The 18,773-nt window shown below is 70.3% G+C and carries 12 protein-coding genes and 2 pseudogenes; 7 read left to right on the forward strand and 7 right to left on the reverse strand.

Features of this window, described 5'->3' with window-relative positions; all coding sequences use genetic code 11:
- Nucleotides 1-5: 5 nt before the first annotated feature.
- Nucleotides 6-722: a hypothetical protein gene (locus MDN94_RS08275; RefSeq protein ID WP_482725239.1), complete on the reverse strand. Its 717-nt coding sequence runs from the start codon at nt 720-722 to the stop codon at nt 6-8.
- Nucleotides 723-795: 73 nt separating this feature from the next.
- Here MDN94_RS08275 and MDN94_RS08280 point away from each other — a divergent pair, with 73 nt between their 5' ends.
- On the forward strand, nt 796-2,610 hold the full coding sequence (locus tag MDN94_RS08280; protein WP_482725240.1) for an NHL domain-containing thioredoxin family protein: 1,815 nt from the start codon (nt 796-798) through the stop codon (nt 2,608-2,610).
- Nucleotides 2,611-2,714: 104 nt separating this feature from the next.
- Here the strand turns inward: MDN94_RS08280 and MDN94_RS08285 are convergent, their stop codons facing one another.
- The 3 genes from MDN94_RS08285 to MDN94_RS08295 all read right to left on the reverse strand — a co-directional run bounded on the left by MDN94_RS08285 (nt 2,715) and on the right by MDN94_RS08295 (nt 6,523).
- Nucleotides 2,715-3,014 carry a hypothetical protein gene (locus MDN94_RS08285; protein ID WP_482725241.1) on the reverse strand — a complete coding sequence of 100 codons (300 nt, stop codon included), beginning with the start codon at nt 3,012-3,014 and terminating at the stop codon, nt 2,715-2,717.
- A gap of 198 nt (nt 3,015-3,212) precedes the next feature.
- Nucleotides 3,213-4,508 (reverse strand): M18 family aminopeptidase, encoded by a 1,296-nt coding sequence (locus tag MDN94_RS08290; RefSeq protein WP_482725242.1) that lies wholly within the window; start codon nt 4,506-4,508, stop codon nt 3,213-3,215.
- A gap of 188 nt (nt 4,509-4,696) precedes the next feature.
- On the reverse strand, nt 4,697-6,523 hold the full coding sequence (locus MDN94_RS08295) for an acyl-CoA dehydrogenase (RefSeq protein ID WP_482725243.1): 1,827 nt from the start codon (nt 6,521-6,523) through the stop codon (nt 4,697-4,699).
- A 132-nt stretch (nt 6,524-6,655) separates the two neighbouring features.
- On the opposite strand from MDN94_RS08295, the gene MDN94_RS08300 reads away from it, so the two are divergent.
- From MDN94_RS08300 to MDN94_RS08310, 3 genes are all read left to right on the forward strand, one after another.
- Nucleotides 6,656-7,108 carry an SseB family protein gene (locus MDN94_RS08300; protein ID WP_005314710.1) on the forward strand — a complete coding sequence of 151 codons (453 nt, stop codon included), beginning with the start codon at nt 6,656-6,658 and terminating at the stop codon, nt 7,106-7,108.
- 146 nt (nt 7,109-7,254) lie between these two features.
- Complete coding sequence (locus MDN94_RS08305) at nt 7,255-8,211, forward strand: pirin family protein (RefSeq protein ID WP_482725244.1); 957 nt, start codon at nt 7,255-7,257, stop codon at nt 8,209-8,211.
- A gap of 159 nt (nt 8,212-8,370) precedes the next feature.
- On the forward strand, nt 8,371-9,438 hold the full coding sequence (locus MDN94_RS08310) for an AI-2E family transporter (protein WP_482727036.1): 1,068 nt from the start codon (nt 8,371-8,373) through the stop codon (nt 9,436-9,438).
- 183 nt (nt 9,439-9,621) lie between these two features.
- On the opposite strand, the pseudogene MDN94_RS08315 reads toward MDN94_RS08310, so the two are convergent.
- Nucleotides 9,622-10,446 (reverse strand): annotated as a pseudogene (locus tag MDN94_RS08315) (GAF domain-containing protein); the annotation flags it as partial.
- Between the two features lie 140 nt (nt 10,447-10,586).
- On the opposite strand from MDN94_RS08315, the gene aspS reads away from it, so the two are divergent.
- Together aspS and MDN94_RS08325 are read left to right on the forward strand one after the other, a co-directional pair.
- Nucleotides 10,587-12,359: an aspartate--tRNA ligase gene (gene aspS, locus MDN94_RS08320; RefSeq protein ID WP_482725245.1), complete on the forward strand. Its 1,773-nt coding sequence runs from the start codon at nt 10,587-10,589 to the stop codon at nt 12,357-12,359.
- A 94-nt stretch (nt 12,360-12,453) separates the two neighbouring features.
- A pseudogene (locus MDN94_RS08325) lies at nt 12,454-12,978 on the forward strand (L,D-transpeptidase family protein); the annotation flags it as partial.
- Between the two features lie 67 nt (nt 12,979-13,045).
- On the opposite strand, the gene metG reads toward MDN94_RS08325, so the two are convergent.
- Both metG and MDN94_RS08335 read right to left on the reverse strand, forming a co-directional pair.
- On the reverse strand, nt 13,046-14,653 hold the full coding sequence (gene metG, locus MDN94_RS08330) for a methionine--tRNA ligase (RefSeq protein WP_482725246.1): 1,608 nt from the start codon (nt 14,651-14,653) through the stop codon (nt 13,046-13,048).
- A 139-nt stretch (nt 14,654-14,792) separates the two neighbouring features.
- Nucleotides 14,793-16,439 carry a VWA domain-containing protein gene (locus MDN94_RS08335; RefSeq protein WP_482725247.1) on the reverse strand — a complete coding sequence of 549 codons (1,647 nt, stop codon included), beginning with the start codon at nt 16,437-16,439 and terminating at the stop codon, nt 14,793-14,795.
- A 272-nt stretch (nt 16,440-16,711) separates the two neighbouring features.
- Between MDN94_RS08335 and MDN94_RS08340 the strand changes: the two genes are divergently transcribed.
- On the forward strand, nt 16,712-18,760 hold the full coding sequence (locus tag MDN94_RS08340; RefSeq protein ID WP_482725248.1) for a PhoX family protein: 2,049 nt from the start codon (nt 16,712-16,714) through the stop codon (nt 18,758-18,760).
- Nucleotides 18,761-18,773 lie beyond the last annotated feature (13 nt).

Below are 18,773 nucleotides of genomic sequence, written 5' to 3' on the forward strand. Positions count from 1 at the left end.
GGGCGTCAGTCACCGACCTGGTGTTCCACGCGGTGGCGGATGTATTCGTCCGGATGGGACCGGGCTATCGCCACGGCCGCGTCCACCAGGTCGTGCAGCTCCGGCGGATAGGCCGACTTCCGGAGCGGCAGGCCCGGCAGGATGCAGCGCCGGACGTCCAGGTGCTCGTTGCTCACGAACTCACGTAGCGCGGTTTCGTACCAATCGGCCCTCACGGTTGGGGCGTCGTCGGGCTCCGCCGGACCGGTGGCTGCGGGGTGCTCCGCCCGTACGGTGGGCATGCGCAGGGGTAGAGCCGACCAGTACCAGGCATTCGCCGCGCCCGCCCGCTCGAGGTCCGTGCCGGCCCGCAGGTACCCGAGCAGGGAGGCCTGGACCCGCCTACGCCCGAACGCGTTCAGCGCCGGCTCGAGGAAATGGCGGTTGAAGCTCGGGTCGGGGTCGTAGATGGCCGCCTTGATCAGCGTCTGGAAGGACTCCTCGGAAAGGATCAGGTCCCGGCGGCAGGCCTTGTACAGCGCCGTCCGAGCATGGTTCACCCAGGTTCGTGGATCGCCGGGCTGCGGCTCGTGAGCGACATCGAGTCCCAGGACCCGGACGACCTCCGCCACGCATCCGGCGAACACCTCCCTACGGTCCTCCACCGGCCCCGGCAGCGCCATGAACCCCTGCACCGTCCGCGCCGTCTCGCCGGCAGTCGTCTCTTCCTCGTCCGTAGCCAACCTTCGGTCCCCTGTCGTAGGTCCTGCCTTACGCGGTGATCCGACGTTCATACCAGGATGGCAAGCTTGAAGGATGAACGATGCTGCTCCGGCGCCCATCCCTGCGCCCGCACTCCGCAAGCGTGCCCGTGTCCGTGCCCCCGAGCTGATCGGCAAGGGCGGCTGGCTGAACACCGGAGGCAAAGAGCTCACCCTCGCCGACCTGCGAGGTAAGTGCGTTGTTGTGGATTTTTGGACGTTCTGCTGCATCAACTGCCTGCACGTCCTCGACGAGCTGCGCGAGCTCGAGGAGAAGCACCGCGACACCGTCGTGATCATCGGCGTGCACTCGCCGAAGTTCGTGCACGAGGCGGAGCACCAGGCCGTCGTGGACGCCGTCGAGCGCTACCAGGTCCACCACCCCGTCCTCGACGACCCCGAGCTCGCGACCTGGAAGCAGTACGCGGTGCGCGCGTGGCCGACGCTCGTCGTCATCGATCCCGAGGGGTACGTCGTCGCGCAGCACGCCGGCGAGGGGCACGCGCACGCCATCGAGAAGCTGGTCGAGGAGCTCGAGGCGGAGCACGCGGCGAAGGGCACGCTGCGTCGCGGCGACGGCCCCTACGTCGCTCCGGATCCCGTCGCCACCGACCTGCGCTTCCCCGGCAAGGCCCTGCTGCTGCCCAACGGGAACCTCCTCGTCTCCGACTCCACCCGGCACCAGCTGGTCGAGATGGAGGCGGACGGCGAGACCGTCGTGCGCCGCATCGGCGACGGCGAGTTCAACGAGCCGCAGGGTCTCGCCCTGCTGCCGGACGGGCGGGTCGCCGTCGCCGACACCGTCAACCACGCCATCCGCGCCTACGACCCGGCGACCGGCGCGATCGAGTTGCTCGCCGGGACCGGGAAGCAGTGGTGGCAGGGCTCACCGACCGTCGGGCCGGCGCTGGAGGTGGCCCTCTCCTCCCCGTGGGACGTGGCCTGGTGGGAGGGCCGGCTGTGGATCGCCATGGCCGGGGTGCACCAGCTGTGGACGTACGACCCCGAGCAGGGCACGGTCCAGGTCGCCGCGGGTACCACCAACGAGGGCCTGGTCGACGGGCCCGCCGCGGAGGCCTGGTTCGCCCAGCCCTCCGGGCTCGCGGCCACCGAGGACAGGCTGTGGATCGCCGACTCGGAGACGTCCGCGGTGCGCTGGATCGACCGCGACCTTCACGTCCACACCGCTGTCGGCACCGGGCTCTTCGACTTCGGGCACCGCGACGGTGACGCCGGACAGGCGCTGCTCCAGCACCCTCTGGGAGTCACCGCCCTGCCCGACGGATCGGTCGCCGTGAGCGACACCTACAACCACGCGCTGCGCCGCTTCGATCCCGCGACCGGCGAGGTGACCACGCTCGCGACGGATCTGCGCGAGCCCAGCGGGGCGGTGCTGGCCGGCGACGACATCGTGGTCGTGGAGTCGGCCAGGCACCGGCTGACCCGGCTGCGGCTGCCCGACGAGGCGGTACGGGTGGAATCGGTCGCGCACCGCACGCAGCGTGCGGCGACCGACGTCGCGCCGGGCACGCTCCGGCTCGACGTGGTCTTCGAGGCCCCGGCCGGCCAGAAGCTGGACACCCGGTACGGGCCTTCGACGCGGCTGCTGGTCTCCTCGACCCCGCCCGCGCTGCTGCGCGCGGGCGAGGGCGCGGGGACGGACCTGAGCCGTGAGCTGGACATCGATCCGGCCGTCGGGGAGGGCGTGCTGCATGTCTCCGCGATGGCGGCGTCGTGCGACGACGACCCGGCGAACGAGTACCCGGCCTGCCACGTCCACCAGCAGGACTGGGGCGTTCCGGTGCGGATCACGGCCGATGGCGCGACCCGGCTGCCGCTCGTGCTGGCGGGGATGGACCGGGCCGAGTAGGACCGGACGGGCCGCGACCGGGCCGAGCGAGCGGCCCGGAGGAACAGGCTCAGCCGGACGGGCTCAGCAGGAGCCGGCCGGCGGTGAAGGGGACGCGGGGGCGGTCAGCGCGCCTTGGCCGCCTCTTCGAGGCCCCGCATCAGGTCGTCCTTGTTCATGCACGGCTGGACCTCGACCTGCGCCCCGAGCTGACGGAAGAGCGGCTCGAGGAGGACGGGCAACTGGGCGCTGTCCTGCATGTCGAACACGATGATGCAGGAGCGGCAGCCCTGGTGCGGGCTGAAGTAGGCGGCCTCCGGCTCGAGCCTGCCGAGGATGCGGCCCCAGATCTCCTGGATCCCTGCCGGGTCGGTCAGCTCGTTGGTCTGCTTCGTGTCCATGACGGCCCGCAGCATCATCCTCATGGCGGTGACTCCGATCGTGTCGTGCCGAGTGGGCCCCCCTTGCCGCACTCAGCGTCGACCGCCCCGGAGGCGGCGGCAACATCTTCTACGCCGCTCCGGTGGGACTCGGAGCGGCGCAGGAACAGGGCCTCGGCGAGGGCCTCCGTCACCGCCGCAGCAGGCCACGCCCCCGGGCGGGGCCGCGGCCGGCTGCCGTGCTCAGCCCTCGAGGAACGCGGCGAGCGCGTTCGCGAGCAGGTACGGGTCGTCCGCGCCGCACAGTTCACGGGCGCTGTGCATCGACAGGATGGCGACGCCGATGTCGACGGTGTGGATCCCGTGCCGGGCCGCCGTGATGGGGCCGATGGTGGTGCCGCACGGCATCGCGTTGTTCGAGACGAACGTCTGCCACGGCACGCCGGCCTTCTCGCAGGCCGCGGCGAAGTAGGCCCTGCCCTGGCCGTCGGTGGCGTACCGCTGGTTCACGTTGACCTTGAGGATGGGGCCGCCGTTGGCGCGCGGGTGGTGCGTCGGGTCGTGCCGCTCGCCGTAGTTGGGGTGGACGGCGTGGCCGGTGTCGGACGAGAGGCAGACCGTTCCGGCGAAGGCGCGCGCCCGGTCCTCGAAGCTGCCGCCGCGGGCGAACACCGAGCGTTCCAGGACCGACCCGAGCAGCGGGCCGTCGGCTCCGGTGTCCGACTGGGAGCCGTTCTCCTCGTGGTCGAAGGCGGCGAGTACGGGGATGAAGGGCAGCTCGGCGGAGGTCGCGACTGCGGCCAGCGCGGCCGTTCCGGCGTGCACGGAGACGAGGTTGTCCATCCGCGGGCCAGCGACCAGTTCGCGGTCGCGTCCCAGATATGCGGGCGGTTCGACGGAGTGGGCCATCAGGTCCCAGCCGGTGACCTCGCCCTGAGGGATGCCGGACTCCGCCTCGAGGAAGCGGATCAGATCGCCTTCCTCGACGTCGCCGAGCCCCCAGATCGGCTGCATGTGGCGCTGCCGGTCGAGCTTGAGGCCGTCGGTGTTGACGGAGCGGTCGAGGTGGACCGCGAGCTGCGGTACACGCAGCAGTGGCCGGTCGATGTTGACCAGGCGGTGGGACCCGTCGCGCAGCGTGAGCCGGCCGGCGAGCCCGAGGTCGCGGTCGAGCCAGGTGTTGAGGAGGGTGCCGCCGTAGATCTCGACGGCGACCTGCCGCCAGCCGTACGCGCCGGTGTCGGGCAGGGGCTTGACCCGCAGGTTCGGCGAGTCGGTGTGCGCGCCGACGATGCGGAACGGGGTGTGGGCCGAGGCGCCTTCCGGCACGTACCAGGCGATGAGGGCCCCGCCGCGCAGTACGTACTTGCCGCCGGTGGTCCCGTCCCAGGCGTCCGTCTCGAGGACCTGCCGGAAGCCGGCCTTCTCGAGCCGTTCGGCAGCCGCGGCGACAGCGTGGTACGGCGTGGGTGCTGCCGTGAGGAAGGACATGAGGTCGTCGGTGTGGCCGCGATCGAAGCGGGCGGGTGCGCTGCTCATGGGTTCACCTTAACGAGGGGGTAAGTTGCCCGTTCGTCCATCTGTGACACCTGGTCCACAGGGCGCCGGCGACGGCTGGAAACGTTGCCGTGACGGTCCGGCGGGGCACGGGCCAGGGTACCGAGGGGACGCGGCAGGGCCGCCGTCCGAGGAGTCGGACGGCGGCCCTGTGACGGTCTGACGGGAGCCTAGAAGGCGGCCTCGTCGAGGTCCATCAGCGAACCGTCGACGGTCTCGGCGAGCGCGCGCTCGACGGAGACGCCCGGGAGGACGTTGGCAGCGAAGAACTTCGCCGCCGCGATCTTGCCCTGGTAGAACGGCACGTCCTTGGCGGAGGCGGTCTCGAGCTTCTCGGCGGCGACGGCCGCACCGCGCAGCAGCAGGTAGGCGACGACCACGTCGCCGGAGGCCATCAGCAGGCGGGTGGTGTTGAGGCCCACCTTGTAGATGTTCTTGACGTCCTCGCCGGTGGCGATGAGGTCGTTCGTCATGGTGCCGACGATCGCCTCGAGGTCCACGGCGGCCTTGGCCAGCGCGTCGCGGGCGGCGGCCAGCTCCTCGCCGCCGGTGCCGACCGCCAGGAACTTCTTGATCTCCTCGGAGAGGGCGTTCAGCGCCTGGCCCTGGTCGCGGACGATCTTCCGGAAGAAGTAGTCCTGGCCCTGGATGGCGGTGGTGCCCTCGTAGAGGGTGTCGATCTTGGCGTCGCGGATGTACTGCTCGACCGGGTACTCCTGGAGGTAACCGGAGCCGCCGAAGGTCTGCAGCGACTGGGCCAGCTGCTCGTACGACTTCTCCGAGCCGTAGCCCTTGACGATCGGCAGCAGCAGGTCGTTGAGCGCCACCAGCGCCTTGGCGTCCTCGCCCGCGGTCTCCTTGACGGCGATCTCGTCCTGGATGGAGGCGGTGTACAGCACGAGGGCGCGCATGCCCTCGGCGTACGCCTTCTGCGTCATCAGAGAGCGGCGCACGTCGGGGTGGTGCGTGATGGTGACCTTGGGGGCGGTCTTGTCCGCGAAGTTCTTGAGGTCCGGACCCTGGACGCGCTCCTTGGCGTACTCGAGCGCGTTGAGGTAGCCGGTGGACAGGGTGGCGATGGCCTTCGTGCCGACCATCATCCGGGCGAACTCGATGATCATGAACATCTGGCGGATGCCGTCGTGCTTGTCGCCGATCAGCCAGCCCTTGGCGGGGTGCTGGTCGCCGAACGTCATCTCGCAGGTGTTGGAGGCCTTGAGGCCCATCTTGTGCTCGACGTTCGTCGCGTAGACGCCGTTGCGCTCGCCGAGCTCGCCGGTCTCCCAGTCGAAGTGGTACTTGGGCACGAGGAAGAGGGAGAGGCCCTTGGTGCCCGGACCGGCACCCTCGGGGCGTGCGAGGACGTAGTGGAGGATGTTCTCCTCCATGTCGTGCTCACCGGAGGTGATGAAGCGCTTCACGCCCTCGATGTGCCAGGAGCCGTCCTCCTGCTGGATCGCCTTGGTGCGGCCGGCGCCGACGTCCGAGCCGGCGTCCGGCTCGGTGAGGACCATGGTGGAGCCCCAGCGCTTCTCGACGGCTATCTCGGCGATCTTCTTCTGTGCCTCGTTGCCCTCTTCGAAGAGGACGCCGGCGAAGGCGGGGCCGGAGGAGTACATCCAGACGGCCGGGTTCGAGCCGAGCAGCAGCTCCGCGTAGGACCAGATCAGGGAGCGGGGCGAGGTGGTGCCGCCGATCTCCTCGGGCAGGCCCAGACGCCAGTACTCGGAGTCCATGAAGGCCTTGTAGCTCTTCTTGAAGCTCTCGGGGACCGGGGCGGTGTTGGTCGCGGGGTCGAACACCGGCGGGTTGCGGTCGGCGTCCGCGAAGGACTCGGCGAGCTCGTTCTCCGCGAGGCGGGCGATCTCTTCGAGGATCGACTTGGCGGTGTCGACGTCCATCTCCGCGAACGGGCCGGTGCCGTACAGCTTGTCGCGCCCGAGGACCTCGAAGAGGTTGAACTCGATGTCGCGGAGATTCGACTTGTAGTGCCCCATGGCGACGGCTCCGTAAGGATCGGAAGTCTGGATTTCGCATCCACGTACCAGCAAGTAGCTACGATGATGCTACCCGTCGGTAATAAGATGCAACCCCTATCGGGGCAACTGTGACTCGTTACTCTTGCGGGCATGTACGGCTACGACCAGACCCCGGGCGCTCAACAGCAGCAGTACGTGCCTCAGCAGCCCTCCTACGGGGAGCAGCCGCTGTACCCCGAGCCGTCGCCGCCGTCACTGGCCGACGCGGTGCGGGCCTTCACGACGGGGTCGATGGCGGCCGAGGACTTCCAGCAGATCTTCGCGACGTCGAAGGTCTACTGCCCGCGCGGCGACAATCCGGGGTTCCTGGCCCTGCACAACACGCAGCAACCGGTGATCCCGATGTTCACCTCGCTCAAGGAGCTGCGCCGGTACGCCGGCAAGGAGTCGAAGTACTTCGTGATCACGGGGGCCGAGGTGATCGACCTGCTGCCGACGGGCTACGGCTTCGTGCTGGACATGGAGGGCGACCACCGGATGGTCTTCGACGCGAAGGCCGTCGAGCAGATGGTCGACTTCGCCATGCGGCGGATGTACGGGTAGCCGTCGCCGCGCCGTGCGGGCGGCCCGGCTGCCGGCCTCGCGCTCCTGCTTTCCGCGCCCGGGAGGAATTCCTCCCGGGCGTTCTCCGTTTGCGGTGACAAGAAGTTCATTCTTCAACTAAAGTCGTCGCACAAGGAGGTCCCGCCATGCCTGCAGTGACTGTCGAGAACCCGATCACCCTGCCGCGCGTCGCCGCGCCCGCCGAGGCGCTGCCGCGGCCCGTGCTCGCCGTGACCACGGCCCCGAGCGGCTTCGAGGGGGAGGGATTCCCGGTGCGGCGCGCGTTCGCCGGGATCAACTACCAGTACCTCGACCCGTTCATCATGATGGACCAGATGGGCGAGGTGGAGTACGCGCCCGGTGAGCCGAAGGGCACACCCTGGCACCCGCACCGCGGCTTCGAGACGGTCACGTACCTGGTCGACGGAACCTTCGTGCACCAGGACAGCAACGGTGGCGGCGGAACCATCCAGAACGGCGACACGCAGTGGATGACGGCCGGCAGCGGCCTGCTCCACATCGAGGCCCCGCCGGAGGAGCTGGTGGTGTCGGGAGGGCTGTTCCACGGCCTCCAGCTGTGGGTGAACCTGCCCGCGCGCGACAAGATGATGGACCCGCGCTACCAGGACATCCGTGGCGGTCACGTGCGTCTGCTGACCTCCCCCGACGGCGGTGCCCTGCTCCGGGTGATCGCCGGCGAGCTCGGCGGTCATGAGGGCCCGGGCATCACGCACACCCCGATCACCATGGTCCACGCGACTCTGGCGCCGGGTGCGGAGATCACCCTGCCGTGGCGCGAGGACTTCAACGGCCTCGCGTACGTCCTCGCGGGCCGCGGTGCGGTGGGACAGGAACTGCGGCCCGTGCGGAAGGGGCAGACGGCCGTCTTCGGCGAGGGTGGATCGCTGACCGTGCGTGCGGACGAGTCGCAGGACTCGAACACGCCCGACCTGGAGGTCGTGCTGCTCGGCGGCCGGCCGATCAGGGAGCCGATGGCGCACTACGGCCCCTTCGTGATGAACACCCAGGACGAGCTGCGGCAGGCCTTCGAGGACTTCCAGCGGGGCCGTCTCGGCACCGTTCCCGCGGTCCACGGCATGTAGTCGCTCCCTGCCGCTCTCGCGGGCGGCGGGCGCGAGGTCGACGACCCCGCCGTCCGTTTGACGGAGCGTCACCCGTGCGGACCGGGTGGGCGGGACGGGTGCGGGCGGCCGTGGTCGGGTGGGGCTGTGCCCCAGTCGAAGCCGCTGCTGCCGGAGCCCATGAAGCGCCTCGCTGCCTGGTGCGTCGTCGCGCTGCTCGTCACCGGGGTCGCGGCGGTCGGGATCTGGCTCGTCGTCAGGTTCCGGACGGCCGTGACGCCCGTGCTCCTCGCCCTGCTCGGGACCGCGTTGCTGGGACCGCTGTACCGGCGGCTGGTCCGGATGAAGGTGCAGCAGTCGCTGGCCGCGGGACTCACCTGTGTCGCCGTGGTGGCCGTGGTCGGCGGCGCGGTCTACATCGTCGTCAGCGCGCTGATCGAGAACGGCGACCAGATCACCGCCTCGCTACGGCGGGCTGCCTCCGACCTCTCCCGGCACTTCGGAGCCGCCGGGACCTCGCTCGACGACGTGGCCGCGAATGCCAGGGAGCTGCTCGGCAAGTTCGGTGGAACGGCGGCCTCCGGTGTGATCTCCGGCCTGAGCGTGGTCGGCGAGATGATCGCGATCGCCGTCCTGGCGCTGCTGCTGATCTTCTTCTCCCTGCGGGACTCCGACCGGGCCGTCGAAGCGCTGCGCTCCGTCGCGCCGGGCGACGCGGGCGAACTCGTCGAGGCCATCGGGCGCCGCGCCTTCCGCGGTGTCGAGGGCTTCATGCGGGGGACGACGCTCATCGCGCTGATCGACGCCGTGTGCATCACGCTCGGGCTGCTGATCCTGCGGGTGCCCGGCGCCGTGGGACTGGGGGCGCTCGTCTTCGTGGGCGCCTACATCCCCTATCTCGGGGCGTTCATCTCCGGCGCGGTGGCCGTCCTGGTCGCTCTCGCCGACCGGGGGTTCGTCATCGCGCTGTGGGCGCTCGGGGTGGTGCTGGCCGTACAGGTGCTGGAGGGACATGTGCTCCAGCCGATGATCCAGAGCCGTACGGTCCACATGCATCCCGCGGTCGTACTGCTGGCGATCACGGCGGGGGCCAGCCTCGCGGGCATCCTCGGGATGCTGCTCGCCGTGCCCGTGACCGCCGCGGTGTTCGGCGCCGTTCGCGAGCTCCGGACGCGTTACGGCGCGGGGCGGGAGGAGCCCGGCGGGACCGGTCCGTCGCCAGGTGCGGCCGGCGCGTCCGGCTCGTAGAGCTCGAACCAGATCGACTTGCCCTCGCCCCTCGGGTCCACGCCCCAGTTGTCGGCCAGCATCTGCATCAGCAGCAGCCCTCGCCCCGAGGAGGCCATCTCGCCGGGCCGGCGGCGATGGGGCAGCTCGTCACTGGTATCGGTGACCTCCACGCGCAGACGCCGTTTCGGGGTGCGGTGTGGGCTCGTCGGGCGTGAAGGCGACCGGATGGCGGAAGGCCGCCATCCACGCGCCCATGGTCCGGCCGGCGACGATCAGGGGCAGGAACGCCCAGGACCGGCGGCCGAAGCGCTGGGCGAGGGGCCAGGTGACGGGGTAGCGACGGCGGTAGTCGCCCGGGGTCGGCAGATAGACGGCCCGCCCCGTCCGAACCACTTCGGCGGCCGGGTAGTCGGTGTCGAGCGGCAGGTCCGTGAACGGCTGCTCGTCCTCCGCGCTGTGCCCGTGGTGTCCGGTGATCGTCAGATGGTCGCCGGCCACGCCGAAGACCGCCAGGCCGTCCGGCGAGAAGCCGGGCATGGACAGGGAAGAGGCGACCCGCAGCACCTCGGCCGTGGACCGGGCCTCCGCGAGCGCGCGGCCCGCGTCCAGCAGGAACGCCTCTCGGTGGCGCCGCCAGTCACCGGTGACCGGGGTCTTGGCGGCCGTCGTGCCCGGGTGCGGCTCCGCCACCTCTTGGAGGGTGCCGACCAGCAGGTAGCCCTCGCCCTCCGCGCGCGCCTTGGTGCGGCTGCGGACGGTGCGCAGCACCCGTCCGGTCCCGTCCACGACGCGGAGCCTCGCCTCGGCGAGGGTGCCCTCGGCGACCGCCATGGAGAGGACGCCGTTGATCTCGCCCCAGTCGACGGGGTGGAAGCGGGCGCGTACGGCGGACGCGGGGACGTCACCTGCCCCGACGGCGAGCTCGATCAGCCTGGCCGCCTCGGCATCGAGGGTGACCGTGCCGGATGCGGTGTCCCATCGCCACACGCCGGTCGCGATCGCGGCGAGAACATCCTCCGTGCCCATTGGTTCACTATTATTCCGATCATCACGGTTGTGACGGGCGAAGAAGCTGTCGCGTCTATGTCAATGGGCGGCAGTGAGGCCGGGCGGTAACCTTGCAACGGTTGTGCCCACCCCGAATCGCTAAGACTGGATGAACGACGATGCATCGGTACAGGTCCCACACCTGCGGCGAGCTCCGCGCCTCTGACGTCGGAGCCGACGTCCGGCTGAGCGGCTGGCTGCACAATCGCCGAGACCTGGGTGGCATCCTCTTCATCGATCTGCGCGACCACTACGGCATCACGCAGCTCGTCGCCCGGCCCGGCACGAAGGCCGCGGAGGTGCTCGACAAGCTCACCAAGGAGACGGTGATCCGCGTCGACGGCAAGGTCGTCTCCCGCGGCGCCGAGAACGTCAACCCGGACCTCCCCACCGGTGAGGTCGAGGTCGAGGCCGCCGCGGTCGAGGTCCTCGGCGCCGCCAAGCAGCTGCCGTTCACCGTCAACACCGACGACGGTGTGAACGAGGAGCGCCGGCTGGAGTACCGCTTCCTCGACCTGCGCCGTGAGCGCATGCACCGCAACATCATGCTGCGCACCGCCGTCATCTCCGCCATCCGGCACAAGATGACCGCGCTCGGTTTCAACGAGATGGCCACCCCGATCCTCGCCGCGACGTCTCCCGAGGGCGCTCGCGACTTCGTGGTGCCGTCCCGCCTCAACCCGGGCAAGTTCTACGCGCTGCCGCAGGCCCCGCAGCAGTTCAAGCAGCTGCTGATGATCTCCGGCTTCGACCGCTACTTCCAGATCGCGCCGTGCTTCCGCGACGAGGACGCCCGCGCCGACCGCTCGCCCGGCGAGTTCTACCAGCTCGACGTCGAGATGAGCTTCGTCGAGCAGGAGGACGTCTTCCGGCCCATCGAGAAGCTGATGACGGAGCTCTTCGAGGAGTTCGGCGGCGGCCGCCACGTCACGTCTCCCTTCCCGCGCATCCCGTTCCGCGAGGCGATGCTGAAGTACGGCTCCGACAAGCCGGACCTGCGCGCCAAGCTGGAGCTCGTCGACATCTCCGACGTCTTCGCGGGCTCGGAGTTCAAGGCCTTCGCCGGCAAGCACGTCCGCGCCCTGGCCGTGCCGGACACCGCCGACCAGCCCCGCAAGTTCTTCGACGGCCTCGGCGACTACGCCGTCGAGCAGGGCGCCAAGGGCCTCGCCTGGGTGCGTGTCGGCAGCGACGGAGCCCTGACCGGCCCCATCGCCAAGTTCCTCACCGAGGAGAACGTCAAGGTCCTCACGGAGCGTCTGAGCCTCGCCGCCGGCCACGCGGTCTTCTTCGGCGCCGGCGACTTCGACGAGGTCTCGAAGATCATGGGCGCCGTCCGCGTCGAGGCCGCCAAGCGCGCCGGCCACTTCGAGGAGAACGTCTTCCGCTTCTGCTGGATCGTCGACTTCCCGATGTACGAGCGGGACGAGGAGACCGGCAAGATCGACTTCTCGCACAATCCGTTCTCGATGCCGCAGGGCGGCCTCGAGGCCCTGGAGACCAAGGACCCGCTGGACATCCTCGGCTGGCAGTACGACATCGTCTGCAACGGCGTCGAGCTGTCCTCCGGCGCGATCCGGAACCACGAGCCCGAGATCATGTTCAAGGCGTTCGAGATCGCGGGCTACTCCCGTGAGACCGTCGAGCACGAGTTCGCCGGCATGCTCCGCGCCTTCGAGTACGGCGCCCCGCCGCACGGCGGCATCGCCCCCGGTATCGACCGCATCGTGATGCTGCTGGCCGACGAGCCGAACATCCGCGAGACGATCGCGTTCCCGCTCAACGGCAACGCGCAGGACCTGCTGATGGGCGCGCCCACCGAGCTGGACGAGGCCCGTCTGCGCGAGCTGAACATCCAGCTGCGCAAGCCGGTCGCCAAGTCCGGCGAGTAGCACGGCACGTGCACCGCACGGAGAAGGGCCCGGGAGCCATCGAGTTCCCGGGCCCGTCTCCGTGTCCGGAGGCAACCCGACCGGGACCCCACCGCGTTCAACCGGTGTGGAACACCGAAGGGGACGGCGAGGAGCGGATGCGCGGTGGGCGGGGCGAGCGCGACTTCGAGGAGTTCGTCGCCGCGCGCGGCACGGGCACGACGCGCTCAAGGGCTGGACGGACGACCACCGCCAGGGCGACCTGCGCTCACCGGTCGGCGTCCTCGGGCTCACCGACGCCGGTGGCAGACTCCCCGACCCCGGCACGGTTCTCCCGTACGACCGCGGACCCGCCTTCAGCATCAGCGGGCGTGGATCAGAGGAGGAGCCGCTCGCCGGTTCCTTCGACCACGTCGTGGCCGTCGACTGCAACCGCAAGCCCGGCACCACACCCCCGGACCGGACCCGTCCGCTCGGCGCCGGGAAGGGCGGCGGCATCTGGATCCACGTCGACCACGGGGGGCCGACGCAGGGCTGCGTGTCGCTGCCACGCGGCAGGATGAAGGAACTGCTGCGGTCGCTGGACCCGGCCAAGCGGCCGGTGGTGGTGATGGGCGACGCGGCGGCGCCGCCGCGCTGAGAGCGACGGCGAGGGCCCGGAACCGCGAACGGTTCCGGGCCCTCGCCGCGTCGCACATCAGTGCATGTCAGGCCTTCTTGGGCTCCTCCAGGCGTGGGAACAGGACCGCGCCCTTCGTCACCGTCGCTCCGGCAGGCAGCTTGCCCCACTCGCCCGCCTCCTGGACCTTCTGGTCCGCGAGGGCGCCCAGCGGGGCCTCGGCGCCGAGGGAGTCCCACAGCTTCTGGGACGTCTCCGGCATGACCGGGTTGAGCAGGACCGCGACCGCGCGCAGGGACTCCGCCGCCGTGTACAGGATCGTCGCGAGACGCGCCCGGCCCTCCGGGGAGTCGTCCTTCGCGACCTTCCACGGCTCCTGCTCGGTGATGTAGCCGTTGACCTGCTTCACGAACTCGAAGACGCTCAGGATGCCGCTCTGGAAGTCCAGCTCCTCGCCGATCTTCCGGTCGGCCTCCGCGACCGCCTTCGCCAGACCGTCCTGGACGGCCTTCTCCGCCTCGCCCGAGGCCGTGGCCGCCGGCAGAGCACCGTCGAAGTACTTGCCGACCATGGCCGCCACGCGGGAGGCGAGGTTGCCGTAGTCGTTGGCGAGCTCGGAGGTGTACCGGGCGGTGAAGTCCTCCCAGGAGAACGAACCGTCCTGGCCGAACGCGATGGCGCGCAGGAAGTACCAGCGGTACGCGTCCACACCGAAGTGGGACGTCAGGTCCTGCGGCTTGATGCCGGTCAGGTTGGACTTCGACATCTTCTCGCCGCCGACCATCAGCCAGCCGTTGGCCGCGACCTTGCCGGGCACCGGCAGGCCCTGCGCCATCAGCATCGCGGGCCAGATGATCGCGTGGAAGCGCAGGATGTCCTTGCCCACCAGGTGGACGTTCGCCGGGAAGGTCTCGTCGAACTTCGCCTGGTTCGAGCCGTAGCCGACAGCGGTGGCGTAGTTGAGGAGCGCGTCGATCCACACGTAGATGACGTGCTTCTCGTCCCACGGGACCGGGACGCCCCAGTCGAACGTCGAGCGCGAGATGGAAAGGTCCTGAAGGCCCTGCTTGACGAAGTTCACGACCTCGTTGCGGGCCGACTCGGGCTGGATGAAGTCCGGGTTCCCCGCGTAGAAGTCGAGCAGCTTCGGGCCGTACTCGCTGAGCTTGAAGAAGTAGTTCTCCTCCTTGAGGATCTCCACCGGCTTCTTGTGGATCGGGCACAGCTTGGTGCCGTCCTCGGCCTCGATGAGGTCGCCGGGGAGCTTGTACTCCTCACAGCCCACGCAGTACGGGCCTTCGTACCCGCCCTTGTAGATCTCGCCCTTGTCGTACAGGTCCTGCACGAACTCCTGCACACGGTCCGTGTGCCGCTTCTCCGTGGTGCGGATGAAGTCGTCGTTCGCGATGTTCAGGTGCTCCCAGAGGGGCTTCCATGCCTCCTCGACGAGCTTGTCGCACCACTCCTGGGGGGTGACGCCGTTCGCCTCCGCGGTGCGCATGATCTTCTGACCGTGCTCGTCCGTGCCGGTGAGGTACCACACCTTCTCGCCACGCTGACGGTGCCAGCGTGTGAGCACGTCGCCTGCGACGGTCGTATAGGCGTGGCCCAGGTGAGGAGCGTCGTTGACGTAGTAAATGGGGGTCGAGACGTAGTACGCCTTCGCCCCCTGCTTCTCGGATCCAGTGGCCGCCATGGTCGAAATCCTATCGGGCCCGAGAAGATCGACTCACACGCGTGCCGAGGGCACGGGCGACCTCCGGCGCCCCCGTACGTCCGGGCGGACGCTGTCCGCGTCCGCCCGGACGTCACCGGGGGTCACCGCCGGGTCGTGCTCACGGCCGCCAGACCTCGAGGATGCCCTTGAACAGCTCCGCGTGCGGGAGCTCGAGGGGCGCCGGGCCGGCATGGAAGAAGGCGGCGTTGTCCACCTGGAGCTTGCGCAGGTAGTCGAACGCCTTGGCGTCGTGCTCACCGAACGCCACGAACTGCCAGAACACCGGCTTGCCGGCGGTCGCCGCGAGCGCGGCGGTGGCGGCGGTCTTCGACTCGGGGGCGCCGTCGGTCTGGAAGATCACGAACGCGGGGGCGTCGGTGTTCTTCTTCGCGTGCAGGGCGAGGACCTCCTCGACGGCGAGGTGGTAGTTCGTCCGGCCCATGCGGCCGAGCCCGGCGTGCAGCTCGTCCACACGGCCCTCGTGGGAGTCGAGGGTGAGCTCGCCGGTGCCGTCGATCTCGGTCGAGAAGAACACGACGTCGACGGTCGCGTCGGCGTCGAGGTGCGCGGAGAGCGCGAGCGCCTGCTCGCCGAGACGCTGGGCGCTGCCGTCCTTGAAGAACGGGCGCATGGATCCGGACCGGTCGAGCACGAGGTACACGCGGGCACGCGCCCCGGTGAGCTCCGCCTTCTTGAGGGCGGCGCCTGCGGCCTTGTACGCGTCCACCAGCTGCGGCGCCCGTGCCTTGACCCGCGCGAGCCCGATCGCGGCGCGCCCGGCGGCGACGGTGGGCTCGGTCTCCGCGGCTTCGGCCTCGTCGGCCTCCGCGGCTTCGGTGACGGGGGCGGCTGCGGCGTCGGGCTCCTCGGCCTCGGCCGCGACCGGGGTTTCGGCGGGCTCGTCGACCGCGACCGGCTCGGCGGCGGGCTCCTCGGCCGCGACCGGCTCGGCGGCGGGCTCCTCGGCCGCGACCGGCTCGGCGGCGACGGGCTCTTCAGACGCCGCGGGCTCGTCGGCCGCGGTGACCTCGGGTTCCTCCGTGGCCGCCTCGGGCTCGGTCACGACCGGGTCAGCGGCCGCGACGGGCTCGGCGGCGGGCTCCTCGGCCGTGACGGTCTCGGACGCTTCGGCCTCGGCGGCGGGCTCCTCGGCCGTGACGGCCTCGGATGCTTCGGCCTCGGCGACCGCCTCGCGGGCGGAGTCGTCCGTGTCCGCAGTCGGCGGGTCGATCTCGACGGCCTTGTCCTCGGCGACCTCGTCCGCAGCGGCCTCGGTTTCTGGAGCCTTCTCGGTCGCGGGTTCGGTCACCGGGGCTTCGGCCTCGGCGGTCGTGTCCTCGGCCGCCTCGACCACGGCCTCTGCGACGTCGGCCTCGGTGGTATCGGCCACGACCGCCTTGTCCGCAGCGGCCTCGGTTTCTGGAGCCTTCTCGGTCGCGGGTTCGGTCACCGGGGCCTCGGCCTCGGCGGCCACGTCCTCGGCGGCGGGCTTCGGCTCCGCCTCGTCGGTGGAGACGCTCGGCTCCGGCGAGGTGGCCTGGGCCGGGACCGACGTTTTGCGGGGGCGCGGCACCGGGTTGTCGAACGCGGCGGAGACCAGGTCTGCCGCCCGGTCGGTGGGGGGCTGCGACGGGACCGTCGCGGTGGACGTGTCCTTGGCCGGTTCCGTGCGCTCGCTCTGGGCCGGAACGGAGGGTGCCGCCGACTCGTTACGCTCATCGCGGTCGCGTCCGAACACCTTGCGCAGCATGCTCCGAATACCCATGGGCGAGGCCTTTCACATGAGTTGGGTGCGGTGACTGTCCGCTCCGGCCCGGGGCAACAAGGCAGGGCGGACACGTAAGGTTAGCGGCCGCCCGGCGCGGCTTCGGGGAGGGCACCCGCCGGGCCGTTCCACACACCTCGACCGGGCCCCGGCCGTGCCCCATTCATCCTTCGTTCATCTCGCGTCCGCCGCCATGCAGGTGAGCGCCTCTAACGTCATGGCCGGAATCATTCCGACACCATGTCGGCGCAGGTGCGCCGAAGGAGGACGAAGTGCGCAAACTGCTGCCGCTGTTGACCACCACTCCGCACGCGGGCGGACGTTCCGCCCTCACTTGCCGTTACCGCTGTGGCGACGCCTGCTTCCACGAGGTCCCGAACACCAGCGACAACGAGTACGTCGGTGACGTCATAGCGAGCGCCCTGTCGCGCCGTTCGATGATGCGCGCCGCCGCGGTGGTGACCGTCGCCGCCGCGGCCGGCGGCTCGGCCGTCGTCCAGTCGGCCACTCCCGCGGAGGCCGCCGGCCACAAGCCGGGCGCCGGCAAGGTGGACGGCGCCCGGGGTCTGCGCTTCGCGCCCGTCGCACCCAACAAGGACGACAAGGTCACCGTCCCCGAGGGCTACGCGCAGAGTGTTGTCATCCGCTGGGGCGAGCCGATCCTCCGCGGCGCCCCCGCCTTCGACCCCGACCGTCAGTCGGCGAAGGCGCAGGCCGGCCAGTTCGGCTACAACAACGACTTCCTCAGCCTGCTCCCACTGCGGGGCGAGCGCGGCCGCCAGGTCCTCGTGGCGAACCACGAGTACACGGACGAGGTGCTGATGTTCAAGGGGTACGACCCCGAGAACCCGACCCGCGAGCAGGTCGAGATCGCGTGGGCCGCGCACGGTCTGTCGGTCGTGGTGGTCCAGGAGGAGCACCGCTCCGGCAAGCTCACTCCGGTGAACCGCCACCCGCTCAACCGACGTCTCACCGCGACGAGCGAGTTCGAGGTCACAGGCCCGGCCGCCGGCGGCGCGCTGCTGCGTACCTCCGCCGACCCGTCGGGCACCAAGGTGCTCGGCACGCTCAACAACTGCGCCGGCGGCACCACCCCGTGGGGCACCACCCTCCACGGCGAGGAGAACTTCAACCAGTACTTCGCGAACGGTTCGAGCGCGACGGACAAGCGCTACGGCATCGGCTCCGGGGCCACGGAGCGCAAGTGGGAGCGTTTCGACAGGCGTTTCGACCTCAAGCAGGAGCCCAACGAGGTCCACCGCCACGGGTGGGTCGTCGAACTCGACCCGTTCGACCCGGACTTCACGCCCGCCAAGCGCACCGCGCTGGGCCGGTTCAAGCACGAGGCCGCGCAGCCCCGGCTCACCGCCGACGGCCGGCCCGTCGTCTACATGGGCGACGACGAGCGCTTCGACTACTTCTACAAGTTCGTCTCCTCCAAGCGGATGAAGAAGGGCGGCGGCCGCGCCGCGCGCGAGCACAACCGCACGCTCCTGGACGAGGGCACCCTGTACGTCGCCAAGCTGACCGGCGACAGCCCGGCCGCCGAGATCGACGGCACCGGCAAGCTCCCGAACGACGGCGAGTTCGACGGTTCCGGCGTGTGGATCCCGCTCGCGACGGGCGACGTGTCGCACGTGCCCGGTATGACCGCCGAGGAGGTGTACGTCTTCACCCGTCTCGCCGGTGACAAGGTCGGCGCGACGAAGATGGACCGCCCCGAGGACGTCGAGCCGAGCCCCCGCTCCGGCCGGGTGTACGTGGCTCTCACCAACAACAAGGACCGCGGCGCCGCCGGCAAGGCTAGCGCGGACGAGGCCAACCCGCGCAACGGCAACAAGCACGGCCAGGTCCTCGAGCTGGCCGAGCACTGGGACGACCCGGCGTCGGACGGCTTCGCCTGGCGTCTCTTCCTGGTCGCCGGCGACCCGAACGATCCGGCGACCTACTTCGCCGGTTTCCCGAAGGACAGGGTCAGCCCCATCTCCTGCCCGGACAACGTGGCGTTCGACGCGCACGGGAACCTGTGGCTCTCCACGGACGGCAACGCGCTCGGCACCCACGACGGTCTCTTCGGCGTGGCGACACAGGGCGAGCGCCGTGGTGAACTGAAGCAGTTCCTGACCGTGCCGGTCGGTGCGGAGACCTGCGGGCCGGTCATCCAGGACCGTCGTGTCCTGGTGGCGGTGCAGCACCCGGGCGAGGTCGACGGCGCGTCCGTCGAGAAGCCCGCGAGCACCTGGCCCGACGGACCGGGCAAGCTGGTCCGTCCGTCGGTCGTCGCCGTCTACCGCAAGGACGGCGGGGACATCGGCGTCTGACCCGGCAGCGCGT

Source organism: Streptomyces sp. WAC00040, assembly GCF_056835925.1.